General features: G+C 42.8%; 12 protein-coding genes. 3 read left to right on the top strand and 9 right to left on the bottom strand.

Features of this window, described 5'->3' with window-relative positions; genetic code table 11:
• The first annotated feature begins 90 nt into the window (after positions 1–90).
• Both IPM71_10470 and IPM71_10465 read left to right on the top strand, forming a co-directional pair.
• Positions 91–2,991 carry a TonB-dependent receptor gene (locus IPM71_10470; protein ID QQS50024.1) on the top strand — a complete coding sequence of 967 codons (2,901 nt, stop codon included), beginning with the start codon at positions 91–93 and terminating at the stop codon, positions 2,989–2,991.
• A gap of 28 nt (positions 2,992–3,019) precedes the next feature.
• Positions 3,020–4,183: a phytase gene (locus IPM71_10465; protein QQS50023.1), complete on the top strand. Its 1,164-nt coding sequence runs from the start codon at positions 3,020–3,022 to the stop codon at positions 4,181–4,183.
• A gap of 42 nt (positions 4,184–4,225) precedes the next feature.
• Here the strand turns inward: IPM71_10465 and IPM71_10460 are convergent, their stop codons facing one another.
• From IPM71_10460 to glmM, 4 genes are all read right to left on the bottom strand, one after another.
• Positions 4,226–4,879 (bottom strand): ABC transporter ATP-binding protein, encoded by a 654-nt coding sequence (locus IPM71_10460; protein QQS50022.1) that lies wholly within the window; start codon positions 4,877–4,879, stop codon positions 4,226–4,228.
• 20 nt (positions 4,880–4,899) lie between these two features.
• Positions 4,900–5,121, bottom strand: coding sequence for a twin-arginine translocase TatA/TatE family subunit (locus IPM71_10455; protein QQS50021.1), 222 nt, complete (start codon positions 5,119–5,121; stop codon positions 4,900–4,902).
• 79 nt (positions 5,122–5,200) lie between these two features.
• On the bottom strand, positions 5,201–8,230 hold the full coding sequence (gene secDF, locus IPM71_10450; GenBank protein QQS50020.1) for a protein translocase subunit SecDF: 3,030 nt from the start codon (positions 8,228–8,230) through the stop codon (positions 5,201–5,203).
• Between the two features lie 431 nt (positions 8,231–8,661).
• The gene (gene glmM, locus IPM71_10445) at positions 8,662–10,047 is read right to left on the bottom strand and encodes a phosphoglucosamine mutase (GenBank protein ID QQS50019.1); all 1,386 of its coding nucleotides are present in this window, start codon (positions 10,045–10,047) and stop codon (positions 8,662–8,664) included.
• A gap of 140 nt (positions 10,048–10,187) precedes the next feature.
• Between glmM and IPM71_10440 the strand changes: the two genes are divergently transcribed.
• Positions 10,188–10,988: an rRNA pseudouridine synthase gene (locus IPM71_10440; GenBank protein QQS50018.1), complete on the top strand. Its 801-nt coding sequence runs from the start codon at positions 10,188–10,190 to the stop codon at positions 10,986–10,988.
• Between the two features lie 14 nt (positions 10,989–11,002).
• Here the strand turns inward: IPM71_10440 and IPM71_10435 are convergent, their stop codons facing one another.
• The 5 genes from IPM71_10435 to IPM71_10415 form a co-directional block, all read right to left on the bottom strand.
• Complete coding sequence (locus IPM71_10435) at positions 11,003–14,188, bottom strand: SpoIIE family protein phosphatase (GenBank protein ID QQS50017.1); 3,186 nt, start codon at positions 14,186–14,188, stop codon at positions 11,003–11,005.
• Between the two features lie 5 nt (positions 14,189–14,193).
• The gene (locus IPM71_10430; protein ID QQS50016.1) at positions 14,194–15,159 is read right to left on the bottom strand and encodes a hypothetical protein; all 966 of its coding nucleotides are present in this window, start codon (positions 15,157–15,159) and stop codon (positions 14,194–14,196) included.
• Between the two features lie 113 nt (positions 15,160–15,272).
• Positions 15,273–16,703, bottom strand: coding sequence for a PKD domain-containing protein (locus IPM71_10425; GenBank protein ID QQS50015.1), 1,431 nt, complete (start codon positions 16,701–16,703; stop codon positions 15,273–15,275).
• A gap of 9 nt (positions 16,704–16,712) precedes the next feature.
• Positions 16,713–17,618, bottom strand: a complete 906-nt coding sequence (locus tag IPM71_10420) for a type IX secretion system membrane protein PorP/SprF (GenBank protein ID QQS50014.1) — start codon at positions 17,616–17,618, stop codon at positions 16,713–16,715.
• Entirely contained in the window at positions 17,619–21,707 is a 4,089-nt protein-coding gene (locus IPM71_10415) for a gliding motility-associated C-terminal domain-containing protein (protein QQS50013.1), read from the bottom strand. It lies immediately after the preceding gene.
• Positions 21,708–21,778 lie beyond the last annotated feature (71 nt).

Below are 21,778 nucleotides of genomic sequence, written 5' to 3'. Positions count from 1 at the left end.
GTTTCCCGATAGTTCAGACCTACTAAATGGGTAGGTTGCGCTTTTGGGAAACATTTTCTTTTTTCTTTCTACATACCGACTTCAAATAAAATGCGCTATTTTATTCCTTTCGCACTTCTGTGTTTCTTTGCTTTTCCATTTTTAGCAAATGCACAATCTACAATACCAAAAACCGGCAAAGTCACCGACAGTAAAACTGGCGAATCGCTGCCCGGAGCCAGCATTCAAATGGTGGGGGCACCAGACAAATTATCGACCATCACCGACATGGAAGGTAATTTTAAACTCCTGGGCAACCCCAAAGAGGGACAGCTGTTGCGAATTACTTACATTGGCTACGAGCCCATGGAATATGAGCTAAAACAAGGGGTTCAGAGAATTGAAATTAAGCTTGAACCCATAACCCGGCAAATAGAAGCCGTAGAAGTTACCGGGCTTGCCAAAGGACAGGTAAAGGCCCGCGTGGACCAGCAGAACGCCGAAAACATAAAAAACATCATTTCATCAGAACAAATCGAACAATTTCCGGATTTAAATGCTGCTGAAACACTACAAAGAATTCCAGGTATCAGTCTTCAGCGCGACAAAGGCGAAGGACGCTTTATACAACTGCGTGGCACACCTCCCGAATACACCAATTTTAATGTCAATGGTGAACAGATACCCTCGCCGGAAGGTAATGTAAGGTACGTAGGTCTCGATGTCATTGCCTCCGACCAGATCGAATCGATTGAAGTCAATAAGGTACTTACCCCCGATATGGATGCCGATGGCATTGGCGGTTCGGTAAACATTATCACTAAAACGGCCAAAAGCGAAACTCCCGAAATAAATGCCCTTGTTTCGGGTGGCTATTCCGACTTACGGGGAACAACCAATTATCAGGGGCAGTTTTCTTTTGGCCAGCGATCGGGCAAGCTTGGCTTTAACATCAACGCCAACTATTATCTCAATAACCAGGGTGCCGATAACATGGAATTTGAGTACAGAAAAGGACCATTCTTTGGTTCCGCTTCGCAGGAAGAAGGTGCTGATAATTACCATGTTCAATATACCGAATTCCAGCTCAGGCACTACGCCATAACTCGCGAGCGCGTGGGTGTTAGCTCATCGCTCGATTACCAGTTTAACGAAAAATCGAAACTATACATCCGGGGAATGTACAACCAGTTTATGGACAATGAAACCCGCCGAAGGGTTATTTATACCCTCGACGATGCTGTTTCGGAAACCTATTACTTGTATGGCGGAATAGAAAGAGACCTGAAAGACCGTATTAAAAACCAAACCATTAGCACTTTGAACCTGGGCGGGGAGCAGAAATTGGGCTTGATTAAACTCGATTACGAAGTATCTTATTCTGTGGCCAAGGAAGCGGAGCCCAACCGAATGGAAATTGCTTTTAGCAACCCCGGACAGGCTATATTTATGAAAATTGACGTAAGCGATCCCGACTGGCCGGTAGTATCCTTTCCGGATAGCAACAATGCCTCCAATGCAACAAACTATGCAGAATATGAGATGGATGAAATGCGCCAGGAAAAGCTCCTTGTTACAGATAAAAACAAAGCAGCCAAGATAAATATCACTATTCCCTACAGCAACTCCCGTGGCTTATCGTATCTTAAATTTGGTGGCAGGTTAAGACTCAAAGAAAAAGAAAGAGATTATAACACCCAGATCTATACTCAGTATAATTCGGAAAATGTACCAGGGCACACGGGCACAGCCCCTGATTCCTTGTTGCCCGAGCTATACGATGGCTTTGTCGAAAACAACCTGCTCAATCATGGCTATACAGTCGACTGGACACCAGGGCCTCAGGAAACCCGCGATTTTTACGAATACTACCCACAGCATTTCTACTTGAATAAAACCGATACCAAAGACAATACTTTTGGCGAAGACTATTTTGCCACAGAAGACATTTATGCTGCCTATGGAATGGTGCGGCACGATATACACAAATTTATGCTGCTGGCCGGATTGCGGTATGAGTATACCAAAATTTACTACAAGGGTAACCAGGTTATCAAAGACCGCAGGGGAAACTTCGTAAGTCTCAGCGATTCAACCGATAGCCGCACCCACCAGTTTTTATTGCCTCAGGTTCAACTAAAATACACTCTTAACGAACGTACTAATTTCAGGGCTGCTGCCACGCGTACCTTTTCGAGACCAAATTTTGAAGATGTGATTCCCCATAAAAATGAAGAAAGCGATAAACTAAAACTTGGTAATGCCGACCTAAAATTTCCACAAGCCATAAACCTGGACCTGCTTGCAGAAAGATACGGTAAAAATAACAGCATGATCAGCGGGGGTATCTTCTACAAAAAAATTGATGATTACATCTACTATTACCGCCTTTATACCCGTGCCGGAGATCCCGCCTATGGTAATTTTCCGCGCATTCGTACCGAGGTTTCACGAAACGGAAAACGCGCTTTCGTTTATGGTGCAGAGGTATTAAGCCAGTTTAAATTAACTTTTCTGCCTTCAGTATTAAAAAACCTGGGTCTATACCTTAATTACACTTATACTTATTCCGAAGCCTACATCGGAAAAAGGCTTAGTGGTAACGATTTTTCTTATGTTCCAATATTAAGCTCAGACCTAATAGCCAGCCTCGATACCCTTCCGGGTGAAGAAAAGATTACACTACCGGGGCAGGCGAAACACACAGCCAATGCCGCCATTTTTTACGAGTCGAAAAAACTCTATCTAAAGCTGGCATTGAACTACTCCGACGATTTTATTGTTACCCTTGGCATGGACAAAGACCTCGACGAATACTATGCCCCTTCCCTGCAACTGGACGCCAATGCCAGCTATGCCATCACCAACAACCTGAAAGTATTTTCCGATGTTAAAAACCTGACCAATGCACCCTTAAAATATTACTTAGGTAAACCCGAGGCAAACCGCATGCTTAAACAGGAGTATTACTCCTGGTGGTTTCGAATAGGCATAAGACTTAGCATGAAATAATTAACTTTAAACCAGAAAATTTTATACAATGATTCAACTACCACTTTCCAGCCGTCTATCTTTCCTTTCCCTGCTTTGTGCTGCAGGTATAATGGTTACTAGTTGTGTAAAAAATCCATTCAGCCCAAAAACCAGCCATGTGCAAAATGACTCATCAGTAAATGCCACAATCGAAACAGACCCTGTAATAGCCTTGCTTGACGAAGATGCTGCCGACGACCCTGCCATTTGGTACAACCGCGAAGACCCAGCTAAAAGCCTGGTAATCGGAACCAATAAAAAAGGCGGAATAAACGTTTATGACCTTTCGGGTAAAGAATTGTACTATTACCCGGTAGGCCTGGTAAACAATATAGACCTTCGCTATGACTTTCCCCTCTCCGATGGACGCAAAATTGATATTGTAGCAGCCACCAACCGCAGTGACAACAGTATCGAAATTCATAGCATCGATGCCCTGACAGGAGCACTTATCAATGCAACTGCACGAAAAATTATTTCGAAAGTTGGCGAAGTTTATGGCATAGCGCTTTATCATAGCGCTAAATCGGGGAAATTTTTTGTTTTTGTAGGCGGTAAAATGGGCGAAACTGAACAATACGAGCTATTTGCTTCGGAAAACAATACGGTGGATGCCATGCTGGTGCGTAGTTTTAATTTTGCATCTCAATCCGAAGGCATGGTTGCTGACGATGAACTGGGCTTTCTTTATATCGCCGAAGAAGATTGCTGCATCTGGAAAATAGACGCCGAACCCACTAAAAGTTTTAAACCTGCAAAACTTGCGCAAAGCGATTCTACAAACACGAAATTGTCCTACGACCTCGAGGGACTGGCTATCTATTATACAAAAAATAAAAAAGGATATCTCATCGCTTCGAGCCAGGGTAATTATTCGTATGCCATCTTTGAACGCGAAAAAGACAATCAATACCTGGGCAGCTTTTCTATCGCCACCGGTATTATTGATGGGGTTGAGGAAACCGACGGGCTCGATGTCACGAACCTTAACCTTGGCCCGCATTTTAGCCAGGGACTATTTGTTGTACAAGACGGGTACAATTACGAAGGAGACAGCCTTAAAAACCAGAATTTTAAATTAATCCCCTGGGAACAAATTGCGTCACTTTTTGAACCAGCATTAAGTATAGATACCGAATATCAGCCTAACACAAGAAAATGGAGAAAGTAGAAGCCGGAATTTATATAGAACAGGCTGAAAGCAGATAGCCTATCAATTCAACATGAGTCCATCTTTGATGGTGAGCATGCGGTCGGACATCCCTGCCAGTTCTTTGTCGTGTGTTACAATGACAAAGGTTTGGTTAAACTCTTTTCTGAGGTCAAAAAACAGCTGATGAAGTTCATTTTTATGCAGCGTATCGAGATTACCCGATGGTTCGTCTGCCAGAATAACTGCCGGGTTATTGATTAATGCCCGGGCAACCGCCACACGTTGCTGCTCGCCGCCACTCAGTTCGTTTGGTTTATGGCTGGCCCTGTCGGATAGTTTCAGAAAGTCGAGCAATTCTTTTGCTCTAGACTCAGCCTTGCTCTTTGAAACTTTTGCTATAAATGCCGGCAAACATACATTCTCCAGGGCTGTAAATTCGGGCAGCAGATGGTGAAACTGAAACACAAATCCAATTTGTGTATTTCGAAATTGTGACATCTCCTTTTCGCGTAATTTATTTACCTGTATGCCATTGTAGGACACATTGCCAGCATTGGGCACCAGCAAAGTGCCAATTATTTGCAACAGAGTGGTTTTACCGGCACCACTGGCTCCAACAAAAGTTACTATTTCTCCTTTTTTTATTTGTACATCGATGCCCTTGAGAACCTCAAGATTACCAAAGGATTTGTGTATTTTTTCTACTTTAATCATTGTTTAATGCCAAAAACCCGTTACGATTTGAGTGAGCCTCTCATATCATTAATATCATCTCCAATTCCTTTGGTTTCCTCATTGATTTCTCGTTTGATTTCGTCCGTGGCTTTTTTGAATTCGCGCAAGCCCTTACCCATTGTGCGGGCAAATTCGGGTATTTGCTTAGAGCCAAACAATAATAAGATGGCCAGAAAGACTATCACTAACTCCCCGCCCCCTATAAACTGAATAATGGTCATTTCTCTGATTTCTTTATTCAAAGATAACAAAATGCCCCGACAAAAACTGCCGGGGCATCAGAGGATAAAATTTTCAATATTATTTTTTCTTTTCTGAGCGACGTTTCCAGTTGAGGGTATCGAAAACAATAGGTGCTGCATTAAAGATAGAAGAATAGGTTCCTATGCCTATACCAATAAGCAGGGCAAAGATAAATCCACGGATAACTTCACCTCCGAAAATGAACATAATAATTAAAGTAAACAAAGTGGTAAGCGAAGTATTTAAGGTACGGCCTAAAGTGCTGTTCATGGCAAGGTTGAATACTTCTTTCTGGTCGCGTTTTGGATAGAGTCCACGGTATTCGCGGATACGGTCATAGATAATTACTGTATCGTTGATAGAATAACCTATCACCGTAAGAATAGCGGCAATAAAGGCCTGGTCAATTTCCATAGAAAAGGGCATCACATTGCGTAAAAGTGAATAAACACCTAGCACAATTAAAGTATCGTGAGCAAGAGATATTACCCCTCCCAAACCAAAACGCCAGTCTCTAAAACGAATAAAGATATACAGGAAGATACCAATCAAGGCAAAGATTACCGACCATAAAGCAGCTTTTTTAATGTCATCAGAAATGGTAGGACCCACCTTTTGAGAACTCATAAGATTCTCTTCAGAGAATGTATCAAAGCTGATACCATCTTTCAAATGAGGTATGAGTCCCTGGTACAATTTTGCTTCGATTAAACTGTCAGCCTCTCGGGTATCACTTGTAAGGGCCATTACCTTGGTAGAAATCTTCACCTGGTTGCCTTCGCCAAAGGTTTTTACCTCTACGGTTTGACCAATGGAGGAGGATAGATCTTTTGATAATTGAACGGTATTTATTTTCTGGGTATTATCAAAACGTACCACATAATTATATCCACCTTTAAAGTCGATGCCGAGGTTAAATCCACCGGTAAACATCGAAACTGTACCAATAAGAATAACAACAGCCGATGCCACATAAAGTATCTTACGAATACCAATGAAATTAATCTTCGCATTGACTAAAACATTGGCAGTTGATTTTCGCGAGTATTCCAGGTTGTACTGCTTATTAAGCAGGTATTCGAAAATAAGACGTGATATAAAGATGGCTGAAAAGAGCGAAGTAAGAATACCTATGATAAGTGTGGTGGCAAAACCCTGAATAGGGCCTGTACCAAAAATATACAAGATAATACCTGTGATAATGGTAGTAACGTTACCATCGATAATGGCAGAATAAGCATTTTTGTATCCATCGGTAAGGGCCATTCGAACACCTTTACCTGCACGAAGTTCTTCCTTGATACGTTCATAGATAATTACGTTGGCATCGACGGCCATACCCAGGGTAAGGATAATACCAGCAAGACCAGGCAAGGTAAGTGCTGCATTGAGCGATGCCAGTACCCCGAAAATAAAGAATACGTTTACAATAAGGGCAATATCGGCTACTAATCCGGCACGTGAATAATAGAACCACATGTAAAGAAGTACGACAAAAAATGCTACCAGGAATGATAACATGCCTGCGTTGACGGCCTCTTTTCCCAGGGTTGGTCCAATTACAGCTTCTTCGATAATATGTGCCGGGGCAGGTAATTTACCTGACTTTAGCAGGTTGGCAAGGTCAGTAGCCTCGTTGATGGTAAAATCGCCTGTAATCTGTGAATTTCCACCCTTTATTTCTTGTTGTACGTTGGGAGCCGAGAATACCCGGTTGTCCATCACAATGGCAATGGATTTGTCGATATTCTGTGCGGTAAGTCTTGCCCATGTCTTGGCACCTTCAGGGTTCATCGACATAGATACATAAGCGGTACCTCGTTGGTCGTCAAATTCCTGACGGGCTGAGGTAATGGCGTCACCATCGAGAGGTGCTTTTCCTTCGCGACCAGTAACCTTAATGGCATAAAGCTGAAAGTAGTTCGTAGGTTTTTTGTCGTTGTCGGTAATTGCTTTTGCACCCCAAAGAAGTTGAAGATCGCGGGGAAGTATGTTTTTTGCTCTGGCAATGGCTAGGTATTTATTTACGCGGGCAGTATCTTTGAAATGAGCCGTACCAACCACAGAACCGCGGTAAGCCTGACCACTCTGCTGGTCGATGCTGGGGTACAATACCTGGAACAATGGGTATTCAACTTCAATATCGCCACCTAAAGTATCAGTAGTTGTTGAAGTATCACTTTCAACAATTGATAAGAGTGAACCTTCTTCTTGTTCAGCAGCCTGTGTTGGCTCAGAGGTCATTTCGTCCGTAATAGCAGCAGCAGGCACTTCCTCTTGTTTCAAAAGAGCTTTTTCAGCCGCCAGGTAATCGCGTACCGCAAAATTTGCCTCAAGAAGCGATTGTTGCAATTCGGCATTCTCGTATGTTTGCCAGAACTCAAGGTTAGCGGTACCCTGAAGGAGTTTACGCACCCTATCTTTATCCTTTACCCCTGGTAAATCAACCATTACACGTCCAGAGGCTTCAAGTCTTTGGATATTGGGTTGTGTGACACCAAATTGGTCGATACGGGCACGAATGATGTTAAAAGCATTGTCGATGGCCCCATTGGCCTCTTCTTTTATCACTGCTATTACCGCTTCGTTTGTGGAACCAAATGGAATACGCTCTGAAAGTTCTTTGGTGCGAAACAAAGCCTCGAGGCTGGCGCCAGGGGCTAACCGGTTGTATTCTTCGCCAAACAAATCTACAAAATCTTTCGACGAACTGGCTTGTAAAAGCTGCGCATTCAGCAGAGCACGGTTCAGCGTAGTATCTTTCGGGTTGCTGGAAAGATTACGAATTACATCGGTTACCGATATTTCAAGGATGATGTTCATGCCACCCTTTAAATCGAGACCAAAATTAAGCTCTCTCTCGATACACTCCTGGTAGGTAAATATTCCCAGAAAAACATTCTCGCTCGAAACTGAATCGAGAAAATACTGCTCTTTTTGAGGGTCGAGAATTTTAGTATCAGGGCTGGTGGCATAAGCCGCCGCTTCTTTCCTTACTGATGCAGCCTTGTATGTGAACGAAAGCTGATAAATACATACAAGTGCAAGGGCTATGGCCAAAGTTAAAATGGCTCCTTTGTTTCGCATTTCTTTATTTATTTTAAAATTTTATACCTGTGCGTAAATCACCTTTTTTACTACGAGGCGCAAATATAAAGGAATTTTTCAGAACAAAAAATTGTAAGTCTTTATAAGAATTGGCGATTCGAAGCAGAAGAAAAATGCAATTCAGGGCTTTACTAATTTATGTCTGCTTTAGTTTGACTCAATTCCAAATTTTGAACCACGAGTATTCTTCAAGTATAGAGAATAATTGCCTATTTGCCTTAATTTTAAATGATGCAGCTTTTGGCTCGAAATACTTTTATCTGAATTTATCATTTTTATCGATCACGGCTTTTATTTGGCAATGGTATAGGAGTATGCAATTCTTGGAGCCTTTGAGTTTTGGTGGAGAATAAAAAGATAGCCACCAAGGCACAAAGGCACAAAAAAAACACTGGGTTTTCAAAACAGATCTAAACTACAGCCTTAATAACCTCCATTACTTTTTGAGCCAAAGAACCGGCTTCCGCTTCACTTGCTCCTTCGGAATAAATGCGAATAATAGGTTCAGTATTCGATTTTCGCAGGTGCACCCATCCATTGCTAAAGTCAATTTTTACGCCATCCACCAGGTTAATTGTCTCTTCAGAGAAGTTTTGTTTTACCTTTTCAAGGAGTGCATCGACATCGGAACCAGAAGAAAGCTCTATTTTATTTTTCGACATAAAATAGGCCGGATAGCTTTTACGCAATTCAGAGCATTTTTTGCCCGATTTGGCAAGGTGGGTCAGAAACAGGGCTATTCCCACCAATGCATCGCGACCATAGTGAAGCTCGGGGTAAATAATGCCCCCATTGCCTTCACCACCAATTACAGCCTGGGTTTCCTTCATCATTTCCACTACATTCACTTCGCCCACAGCCGCAGCAGAATATTTCACCCCGTGTTTTTGGCTTACATCACGCAGGGCTCTTGTAGACGACAGGTTCGATACTGTATTTCCTTTTTTATTCTGTAAAATATAGTCGGCCACCGCTACCAGGGTATATTCTTCGCCAAACATGGTTCCGTCTTCGTTTACTATTGCAAGCCTGTCTACATCCGGGTCCACTACAAAACCCAGGTCGGCTTCGCGGTTCTTAATTACTGCAGCTATCTCTGTTAAATGTTCAGGCAGGGGTTCGGGGTTATGGGGGAAAATTCCTGTAGGTTCGCAATAGAGTTCAATTACTTCCTGCACGCCAAGTTTTTTTAGCAAATTGGGCAATACCAATCCACCCACTGAATTCACACAATCGATAGCCACCCTAAACCCTGCAGCTTTGATGGCAGCTACATCCACCAGTGGAAGATCAAGTACCTGGCGGATATGATCGTCGTTAGCCAATGGATAAGTACTTAATTTTCCAATTTGGTTATAAGCAACAAAAGAATATTTACCCATCTCTATTATATCCAGCAAACGGTTACCGTCGGAGGACGATATAAACTCACCTTTGTCATTGAGTAACTTGAGCGCATTCCATTGGGCTGGATTATGGCTGGCAGTTAAAATAATGCCGCCATGAGCACGAAGCTTTACAACTGCCATTTCGGTAGTGGGTGTGGTGGCCAGGTCGAGGTCAATTACATCAACCCCCATCGATTGGAGGGTAGCTGCTACAACCTGCGAGATAACTGGTCCTGAAACACGTGCATCTCTTCCCAACACTACTTTCAACTTCTCTTTTGGGTGTTTTTCCATCATCCATTGAGCAAAGGCTGCGCTAAATTGCACCACATCCAATGGGGTAAGATTTTCGCCAGGCGAACCTCCAATGGTTCCACGAATACCGGATATCGACTTTATAAGTGTCATTTTAGTTTATGTATTTTTCGAATAAAATTCTGAGTACTTTTGCGTTTCAAAAATAATGTTTTCATCACAGCATAGGGCAGCATATCAAAAAAATAACAAATAGCCGGGTAAAGATACAGATTGAATATTTTGAACAAGAAATGATGCAAGATAAAAAACCAATAAAAAGAAATACTACTCCAATTGTTTCCACGCTTATTAGTAAGGCCGAAGACAAAAGCCATGAGGCTGTTCGGTTAAACAAATACATTGCTTCTACCGGCCTCTGTTCTCGTCGTGATGCAGATCTGCTCATCGATGAAGGCAAAATAATGGTGAATGATATAGTGGTAACAGACCTGGGCACAAAGATACAACCTACCGATGTGATCAAACACAATGGCAAATTGCTTAAACCTCAAAAGTTTGTGTATGTGCTGCTGAATAAACCAAAGGACGTGGTAACTACGATGCACGATCCGCATGCCAAGCTTACCGTAATGGACCTGGTAAAAAATGCCTGCAAAGAACGCATTTATCCGGTAGGTCGGTTGGACAAGCAAACCACCGGGGTGCTCCTGCTTACTAACGATGGTGAGCTGGCTGACAAATTAACCCACCCCAGTAACAATAAACTTAAAGTTTATCATGCAGTGCTCGATAAAACTTTGAGTAAAGATCATTTCGAATCTATCCTGAAGGGAATTGAACTGGAAGATGGCCCCATTCAGGCCGATGCCCTTAGCTACATTGACCCCACCGATGAGAGACAGATAGGTATTGAAATACACAGTGGCCGAAACCGTATTATCAGGCGCATTTTCGAGCATCTCGGCTATCAGGTAAATAAATTAGACAGGGTGTATTTTGCAGGACTCACCAAAAAAGGTTTACAACGTGGTCATTGGCGCCACCTGACCACCACCGAAGTAGCAAGCCTGAAAATGGGTTCTTATAAATAGTATCTAAAAAGGTTTTAGAACTTCACACCCATAAAAAGCACATCATCCACCTGTGGATAATCTTCTTTCCACAAATTAAAGGTGCTCTTCACATATTCATACTGTTCTTCCATGGGTTTCTTGTGAATGTCTTTCAGTAGGTTTTTTAGCCGAACCATCTTAAACTTTTTGCCCATTGGGCCACCAAACTGATCGGGGTAGCCATCGGAAAACATATAGATTAAATCGCCTTTGCTCATCTGAAGGCTATCCTCCGAGAAGTCTTTTTCCTCTTTGGTTTCTCCCTGGCCACCGATGGAGCTACGACTACCTTTAATATAAATCTGCTCACCGTTCCTGTAAACAATCATAGGCCGCATGGCTGAAGCATAGCGCAAGGTGTAATTATGAATGTCAATTTCACAGACCATCACGTCCATTCCATCATGTGATTGTGCTGCATCGACATTCTGGTTGAGGATATTGCTCAATTGTTCGTCGAGATCGAATAATATCTGGGAAGGAGAATTAGCCCTGCCCGACATGCAAATATCTTTTATAAGAGTAGTGCCAATCATCGACATAAATGCCCCGGGTACACCATGACCGGTAGAATCGGCGCAAACCATTATAAATTTATCGTCCGATAGCTTTTCGAACCAATAAAAATCGCCACTCACAATATCGCGGGGTTGATAGAAAACAAAAGAACCGGAGAAGCTTTGCTGGAGTTTTTTAATTGGAGGCAAAATGCTCGTTTGTATGCGCTGGGCATAGTTTATGCTATCTGTAATGTCGCGGTTCTTGATTTCAATCTCTGTCTTTTGTTCCACTACTTCGCGGGTACGTTCGTCGAGACTTTTCTCCAGATATTCCTGCAATGCCTTTTGCCTGCGCTCGCGATACTTGACAACAAAAACAATAGTAAATAGCAACAACAATACAGACAATGTAATGAACCACCATGTTTTCCAGAATGGTGGCTTAATGCGAATGGAGAATCCTACAAGGGTAGAGTCGTATTTCCCATCGTGACTAAACGAGCGAATATTAAATTTGTAATCGCCGTCTTCCACCCTCGAATAAAGGCTAAACCGTAAATCTGTCATCTCGAGCCACCCGAGGTCATATCCCTCGAGCTGATACTGGTAACGTACGGCTTCCGGATCGTTGTAATTGAGGCCAACAAACTCTATACGCAATTTATAGGCGCCATAGGGCAGTATTATGGGCTTGGTAAAATCCACTTCCTGATCGGAAATAAACAACCTAAGCATGTTTGTTTTTGGCGGCACGGCAACTTTCCTGGCTCGCTGTGCATCGTATATTATAAGCCCGTCAGTGGTTCCGAAGTAAAGTTTTCCCTGCTCATCGGTATCTATTGCATTCAAATTGGCATCGCCTCCAATGCCATAATTCACATCGAAGGTTTTAATATTTAAATCTTTGATATGTATGCGGGTGAGACCCATGCGATGACCTACCCAAACATAATTGCTGTCTGAGGTAGCTACACTGTAGCAATAATTCGATTTAAGGCCGTTTTGTGAAGTAAAGTTAATGACGGTATCGGGCAGAATCAGAAAAACTCCCTGACCAAAAGTACTTACCCACAAACGCCCATCCACATCCTGGGTGATGCTGTTAAATGCTAACTCATAATTGCCCACCGAAAAGTAATCAAGCACCTCCCCTTTTTCGTCAATCTCAAAAATTCCGTTACTACGGGTAGCAAAAAGTAATCGATTGTTCCTGTCAATGTAAAGATGTTCGATGTTATTATGAGGTAAGCCCGAACTGGTGTTATAATGATATTGTTTGCCATTGGACTGATCAAACACATAAATGCCATCTTTGGTAGCAGCATAAAGGTTGGTGTTGTCGGCAAGTAAATAATTAATTGAATTGCCTAAGGAATTGGCTGCTTTAAAGTACGACTGAATTTGTCGGGTTTTGGTGTTGTATGAATAGATTCCATGGGATTCGGTACCCAGCCAAAGCCGGGAGTTATTATAGCACATCGAAGTAATTCTGTCGGTTGGTAAACCATTGCGTGTTCCAATAAACTGTTTTTTGAGGGGAAAACTCATTTGTATTTCGAGAAATCCGTTTGCTCCTCCCAAGAAAATCAGACTGTCATTGGTTGCTACAGAAAGTATGTTGTTATCATCTAAATCGGCTTCGAAACCAATAAATGTAAATGCCTGTTCTGCGAGTAAAGAGACTCCACCCCCATAGGTACCTACCCATAAGTTCGACTCGCGATCGAAAAACAAGGATTTAAAAAAATTGGTATTAAAGCCCTGTCCTTTCTTAAAGGTCGAAATAGAACCATAGCCCCCATTCTCATTAAATCCGGTCAACTTTACAAGTCCAGCATAATAGGTACAAACCCATAGGTCCTGGTCAGGGGTATGCCAAACATCTTGTATGTTTTGAAAATCGAGTTGGGTTCCAGGTGCTACAGCTTGAATTTCAGGTATTTGATTTTTTAAGGAAAGTTTAAGTAGACCTTGATCTTCGGTACCAACCAGGTAGGTATTTTCCCAAAGACTGGCTTTTATAATCTGAATGCTGACATAGGCAAGTGCTTCTGGTAAAAGCACCGAATTAAAATCGAAACTTTTATCTACGATAGGAATAATCTCTAAACCATCAGAGGTACCAAGCAACAAACGGTCGGAAGTAAAAAGTAAACTAGAAATGCCTTTCCCTTTAAACTGCTCATCGCTTGCTTTTATTTCGCCTTCGGGCGAAATTAGGAAACAACCCTGGCCATTGGTAGAAACAAATATTTCGCCCCAGGGTGTTTGGGCAATAGCACTGATAGCGCTGGTATTGTTTTCGGGCAGATAATACGAAGTAAAGCCTATACCATCCCAGGAGAGAATTAAGCCGTTGCTGAAACCGAACCACAAATCGCCCAGGTCATCGGTAAAACTCACATTAACAACATCGTTGGCCAGAGAATCGACTGCATCGAAGGATACAAACTCAAAACCATCAAATCGATACAGGCCTTCGCCGGTGCCCATCCAAATAAAGCCGTTCTTATCTTGATTGATCGTATAAATAAAAGGGTGGTATTTTAATTCTGCAACATCATAATTCCTGAATCGTTCCAGCTGAGCTTGAAGAGGTGTAAGTGCTGCAAAAATAAAAATCGCTGCGTACAACCACCTGATCAAACGCTGACTAAGAAAAGCTACAGGGTGCATCATAAAGTTTATTGTCGTTTAACAGAAATGTTATAATTGTATTTAGGCACTCCTCCGATAGGTATTACATAGAAGGGTAATAGCTCATTGTATTGGTTTCGCACATTTACAACGACGTTATTGTTCTTAACCGGTGGGGTTTTCTTTTTAATAAATTGAATATCGAGCGAGGTATTTTTTTCTTCGTCAAATATTTTAAATTCTTCTTCGGCCCATCGGTCATCGCCCGATACTTTCACCATTTGCCCGCGACGTGCCACTGAAACAATGCGAATAAAACCATCGTCGTCCCAATCAAAATTCGACAATTTAACAGTTATGGTGCGGTCGTCGACATAAGGATAAATGTGCGACACCTCGCTGGGGTTATCGTGCATGCGAAACGAATATTCGAAAGCAAAGGCATTACCGCCTTCCACAGGTCTGTTTTCGCTAAAACTGGTACTTAGAAAATATCGATAAAGGTTTCCATCATTACCCGCCACTCCTTCGCAAATTATTTTAAAAATATAGCCTCCGAATTTCGATACATACTCTCCCTCGGTAGGGTTAAAGGGGCCAAAGGTATACCAGTTATTGTCGTATCTTGGGTTAATGCCATAAGATTTCGTAGCCAGAAGGTTTCCGCTTTTATAATTTCCTATCGGGTCAGTTTCTTGCGCATCTTTATGAGTGTAGCAGCCAGCGCCTCCAAAAACTTCATAAGTCACGCGGGTATCCCATTCACCATTTTTTTCGTCCAATTCGCCTCCCACATCCGGATCGTAGACACGGATAAAAATAGGCTCTTTGAATGATTCAGGGATCAGAAAGAAAAATGTTTGCGAGAAATCATCATCTCCCCATGATTTTTCGGCAGCTTTTCCAAAAGTCATCAGGTAAGGAATATTCTCATCGCCCGCAGGCACCGATTGAGCAAGTAATAATTTACCTGCAAGAAAAAAAAGTATGATAAAAGTGAGAAATTGCTTCATTACTTATTTAAAATTACTGAAAATATCCCAAGCGTACTTAAATGGGTAGGACAAATTAAACAAAAGTTTTGCCAAAATGTGTTTACGATAAAAAAGTTTTCAAGTTATACACTTTAGCGCTTGAGTACCAAAATACTTTTTTGGGCGCATAAGCGTCCACCTTCCACTTTTTTATCCTTCTCATCTTCTTCACCCTGCCCATCAGTAACACCCAGTCGAACATAAAAGACTCCGGTGTTGGTATAAGTGTGAGTAGTATTAAGTCCTGTTTGTATATTTCCATCGCCGAAATCCCAAAAATAGCTCACTGGCTCAAAACTTCGAATAACAGACTGTTGCCCATTGAGCTGAATTTTTTCATACACATAGGCTGTATCTACGGCTGCAATATAGGGTTGCTCTGCCGGTTGAACCAATAAGTCGTAAGTAGCTTCGCTGAAGTAAATCTCGCCCGTGAGGGTATCAATTACATTAAGCGATACCACGTAAGTGCCTGTTTTGGCATAACAGTGGTAGGCATCTATGGAACGCATTTTACTTCCATCGCCGAAATCCCACTCATATTTCATGCTGGTGGCCGCAATATCAACGCTGCCTGTTTCGGTAAAGGTGTAGCAGAAATTTTCGTCAACCTGAACCGGACATTCCGGAAAGGCAGGAAAGGATGATGCAAAAAGAAAAATATCGTCTGACCCCCGGCGGTTCGATACAAAATACCCGGTATCCATTCTTTCCGAAAGTACATACGCAAAATCATCCTGTCGGGAATTAAAAGGTGACGGAAGATTAATGGGTCGAACCCATTCACCATCGCGTTTCTCGGAATAGAAAATATCTATTCTTCCCTGCCCCTGATGCCCGCGCGACGAAAAATATAATCGACCATTTGGATGAATAAACGGGTAAACTTCATTTTCCGGAGTATTGATTATTGCCCCCAGGTTTTCGGGGTCTGACCAGCTTACTCCCCGTTTCTCCGATACATAAATATCGTACCCACCCTGCCCGCCAGGCTGACGGGAAGAAAAGTACAGGTATCGCCCATCGCTGCTGATGCTTGGAAAGGCAACATCGTAGCTTTCATCATTAAAATAAAAGGATTGTACCACACGCCAATCCTTACCTGCAGGCTCGCATTCGAAAATACCATTGCGAATGGTGTCGGCCTTAGAAATATCTGAAATAGATGCTGTTGCCATCTGTGAGCGTGTAATGTACATGGTCTGGTAATCGGAAGAAAAACTTGCTGATGACTCACTCAGCCTGCTGGTGAGGCTGCCAGAAAATAACCCGGGGATTCCCCATTTATTTCCTTTCTTTTCGACAAAATAGAGATGGTAGGGGTAATTGCTTTGCTCGTCGGTGGTTACCAGCACAATGTTGTTTTTTCTGTCGGAACTAAAAACAAGGCCATTCTGATAAATAAATGGTGCCATTTCGCTCGAATTGGGACTGTTAAACGGCAATACGCTAACCTTGTAATGTTGTTGCCCCATCGCTGCGAAAGCAATAAAGAGTATGAGTATGGAGAATAACTGTTTCATTCAAATTTGCTAAAAATCCCTTGGATTTACTGTGTTTGCAACAAAACCAAAATAATACATCAACCCTAATTCGTGCGATCCGCTTGAAAATGCTCCCAGCTTACCAAGGGTATGCTCGTAGGAATATGCAACCGAAAACTGCTTGTTAATGCCATAAGCCAAATTAAATAGGAGTGCTTCATCCAATCGATATCCACCCCCAAAAAGAATGTGTTCGATAAGTCTGAAATTGACTTGTGCCATCATGGCCGGCTCTAAATTGGAAGAATAATTTACCGCTAAGGATGGTTCTATTTTTAAAACTTCAGATACAGGAAATGACCCACCTGCAGTGAACAGGTATACCAAACGGCTCATATCAAAATCCATTTCTGCTGTTCCATCGCTTGTAGCCTTTGTGCCAAAAAAATAGGGAATGGCAAGTCCTGCATAAAACTTTTTGGAATAGTATCCTATACCAAACCCGGCATTGGGAAGCAGCAAAGAATTGGTTTCATACGCCGGATCGAAAGTGCTGGTATTCTCCAGAGAAGCTTGTGTGTAGCTAATACTATTAATTCCACCTTTTAAACCAAAGGCAAGTGTTGATTGGGCAAGCCTGATCCGGTGAGTATAAGTAAAAAAAGCTTCGTTGTTGTTTTTATTTCCGACTGTTTCGCGACGGGCTTGCAACCCTAAGGCTACTGCTTGTTTTTTAAGTGGCGCATGGAACTCAAACGATTGGAAGGTGGGCGCACCGGGGACATTTAACCATTGTGTGCGGTGCATTAGGTGAACCACCGCTGCGCCAGGTTTGCCAGCATATGCCGGATTGACATAAAGCAAGTTACGATCGATCTGAGCAGGCATCGAGAACTGTTGAGCCGACAGTGCACAAGAAAATAATAATAATAATATGAAGCTCAATTTACGCATTTACCTTCTTATTTCGATATAACCGACACGGGCCGATTTTCCTTCTTCCTCTATCACATAATAATAGGTATCTTCAGGTACCTGCTGCCCATTTTTGCCTGTACCGTCCCAGGTTAATTCTAATGTTCCGTCAAGAACCTTTACAGGTTGCCCATTCCTATCGAATATGCTTACCTTAAATTTTTGACCACTGGGAATAGAAATCACAAAATTATCGTTCACTCCGTCGTCGTTGGGCGAAAAGCCATTATTCAACAATAATTCGTTTATCAACACGATTAAATTGTCTGATACAGGTAAACAGGCACCATTTGTAATGGTCCAACTAAGCTGATATTCTCCAATGCCAGGAAATTCAACACTTGTATTGGCTAATGTGCTGTCTTCAAAGGTACCAATCCCCGATACAAACCGCCATCTTCCGGAAGCAGGCAATTGGGGTTCATTGGCATCCAATTGGGTAACAAAAGTATAAGGCAATACCTGGTCTTCTCCTGCATCGGCAGCTGCGGGTTGTTCATAAGCTGTAACTGTGATAGTTTCCTGATCGGTACATTCCCAGTTTGTTTCGGTCCAGGTAAGCACAGATTGACCATAAGAACCTAAATTTGCTTGTGTATTGGCGCTGGTCGGATTATCAAACACCGCATCACCCGAAGTCCACAAGCCGGTGCCAAGGGATGTAGATAAACTGGCATTCAATTGAACTCCAAGACCGCAGGCTTCGAAATCTGCTCCCGCATTGGCAATTGGTACTTCATAAGCAGTGGCTAAAACCCGGCCAATTGTAAGGGAAGTATCGGCAATACAAGTGCTATCGTCTTGCATTTCTAGTATCCGGATGTTGGCCGATTCGTTTAAACTAAATGTGATGCTTCCAGAGGAATTTGTCAGTCTGGAAGAAGTATGCAGTGGGCTTGTTTCTCCAAGTTGAAGAATTATACCGCCATTGCCTGTAAGATTTTCATAAGCAATACTTAATACTTCTCCGGCACAAAGGGTGTCTGCACTACTTACTATATCACCCGTAGGAAGAGGGTTAATCTTCGCGAATACAAAGGCCGAAGTATCCTTGCATTGATCAAGTTCGCCAGAGAATGTAATACGCCTGAAATATTGCTGTGTGGTAAGTGGGTCGCTCGTAAAATTTATGTTGTTCGACCCCACATTGCCCCAATTAATGCCATCGGTAGAGTTTTGCCAATAATAATCGTAGCTATTGTCTCCGCCCGCAGGTTGCGAACCACTAAAAAGTTTAGTTGAGCTATAACAAGCATACTGAACCGATGCGCCCAGAATTTCATTTGATTCAATGGAATCGTAAACCAAAATATCCAGCGCATTGCTTGTACTAGCACAAATCTGAGAAGTAGCCAATCGCCGGTATTGAGTAGAGGCGAATAAGACCGGTGCGGAATAACTTATTAGGTTGTTGGTTCCAATAGCATTCACCCAACCTAATCCCGCAGTATTTTGCTGCCAAAGGTATGTGAATGTGCCCGTTCCGGCACCTCCCAGAGCGGCGGTTTCGCTAAATGGCTGAGGTATGGATGCCTGACAAATATTTTCATCGGCCGAAACTAAAGTATTGACAATGGCAGGAATAACATCTACACTCAGCGCAGCGCTTTGATCGACACAAGCATAGATAGAACCGGTTACAAGACCCGAAGAAACGATTCGTCTGTATTCCGTTGTATCTGTTAGAACACCTGGTAAAAAGAATGAACTTGTTTGACCAGACAAATTGATCCAGCTTGTTCCATCGTATTGTTGCCACTGGTATGAATAAGACCCATCTCCTCCACCAAGGGTAAAACCTGTTATTTGTGTCAAAGCCAGCGGACTATCGCCTGAGCAATAGCGGAGCGAGTCGCTGTCGATCACATTATTTGTAATTACAGGCAATACTTCAATCAGTCTGGCAGTAGTGGTGTCGATACAGGCATCGTCGGAGCCGGAATAAACAATTCTCTTGTAATGGCGAGTAGCCGAAAGAGTGCCCGGACTATAATTAATCAAAGTGGCTGCACCCACGGGGGTATAAGTTATACCATTTGAACTTTGCAGCCATCCATATCTATAAGTTCCATCGCCGCCAGCGGGTTGCGAACCAAGAATTGTTCCAGCCGAAAGGCCACTACAAATAGTTGTATCCAAAAAGGGGTTTAGCAAAAGGTTATTGAGAATGGAATCAATAACCGAAAGGGTATCTACATTGCTTAGGCTGTAGCACACTGCCTCTGGTCCGCTTTCTACATGACGTCGGTAGTAGGTTTCCTGAACAAGACTGTTGGTTTCATTGAGTAAAACCGTGGTGTTGGTTCCTCGTGATATCCAGCTTAACTGGTCGGTGCTCGACTCCCAGCGATAGTTATACACTCCACTTCCTCCTGATACAGGATTGGCACTGAGCACCCCGGGTGCCACACCAGAACAAATTGTATCGCGTAAAGTAAGTATGTTATTGCTAAGGTTGGGGTATACCAATATCATCACCGAAAGTGCAGTATCGCGAATATTATCGTCGGGGAAGAAAACTTCGCGGGTATAATAGGTAGTAGTGCTTAAAGTGGGTGGTTGATAGTTTTTGCCCGTTGCAGCGGGGCTTACCGGAACCCAATTACTATTGTCGGAGCTCTGTAGCCACTTATATTGAAAATTGGTTGTTCCTTTGGGCACGGTGCCAATAAGCAAATGTGGGATATCGCCATCGTTGCAGATGGTGTCGTTTGCCGAAATGGCATTGAAAGTAAAACCGTTGAGAAGAGTTGTATAATTTCGTAAAGTATCTCCTACAATTCCTGGAGAGCCAAAATTTGAGCCACATTCCGAATTTCCTTCTAAACCGCCAGACAAGTCGTATGTTACTTGCGATTGGGTTGCTGAAGCAGCAATGAGCAAGGTGCCACCTGCTCCTCCCCCACCAGTTCCACCGCAATTCACTCCAAGTGTGTTTCCACCATTGCCACCTAGCGCAAGAACGGAAAGAGGACCATTGTAATAGGCCACATCGAGCAACACCGTGCCTCCGGCACCTCCACCGCCAGCTCCGGCTTCGGAAGGTGTTGAAACCGACTCACCATTGGCGATAATGTTGTATCCGTTAGAGATAATGGTATCGGCCAGGATAATCGCCAAACCACCTCCATCACCTCCCTTTGAAGCATTGAGTCCGGTACTATCGGTCGAACCTCCTCCTCCTCCTCCAAAAGTGATTTTTTTATAAGTGCTGTAAAAGCCTCCAAACAAGGCAGTCGCACTTAATGATCCATCTTCAAGTCCATTGCCACCGCTTCCAAATTCAGTAGCTGCGGTATTACAGAATATTTGCTGCAAACCTCCTGCACCTCCCCGGCTGTAGTTACTTCCACCACCACCACCACCAAATTTCCCGATTCCCCCACCTCCTCCATTGAAGTTATTGCCGGGTCCAATAGTATAATTTGAGGCCGCAGGTTTAATTCCTTCTCCCTTGGTTCCGCCTTTGTTGACCGAGCCTGTAGGAAAATACATAGTATCGTTGGTATTAAACGGCCGGCAACCGATTAGGTAGGAGGCCGGGTCGGCACCACGAAAACCTTTTCCACTAAGGTCGATATTGGCGTTCAGAGTAAGCTTCTGAAGAATTACAAGGGCAAGGATACCTCCTTTATTTCCATCCCAATCTGCGGCGGTTACTTCGCTGTTGATATTTACATCATAACCTACATATGCTTTAACCAGCTGAATTTTTTCTCCGGCGGTATAGGAGTTTTTAAAATTAGCGGTGAAGCTTATTTCCTTGCTTACATTGTTCACTGCTAATACAGAAAGAAATTCGTATTTACCGCCACTACCTATGTTTTGATCGACATGGTTGTTATCCCGGACATTAAAAATGGTAAAACCAGCACCCGTCATCTGTATGAGTAATACCTTATCGCCAGGCAGCAAACCCGACAAATCTTCTCCGGTGCAGGTAATTGTATTGGTATTGGGAAGGGCCGACACGGCATAATACTGGTTAACCACACCCCCGATATTATCCTGTGCGCGAAGCACAATAACGAAAGCAAATAGAAAAAGTATGGTGGTTAAGTGCTTCAAAGTGGTTTACTCAGTATCGGTTTTAATTCACCAAATATAAAAAAAATATATTCAAGCAACAGAAATTTAAA

Source organism: Bacteroidota bacterium, from assembly GCA_016699695.1.
Classification (GTDB): domain Bacteria; phylum Bacteroidota; class Bacteroidia; order Bacteroidales; family UBA10428; genus UBA10428.
The sequence above is the reverse complement of the archived record's forward strand: the minus strand, read 5'-3'. Positions and strand labels throughout refer to the sequence as shown.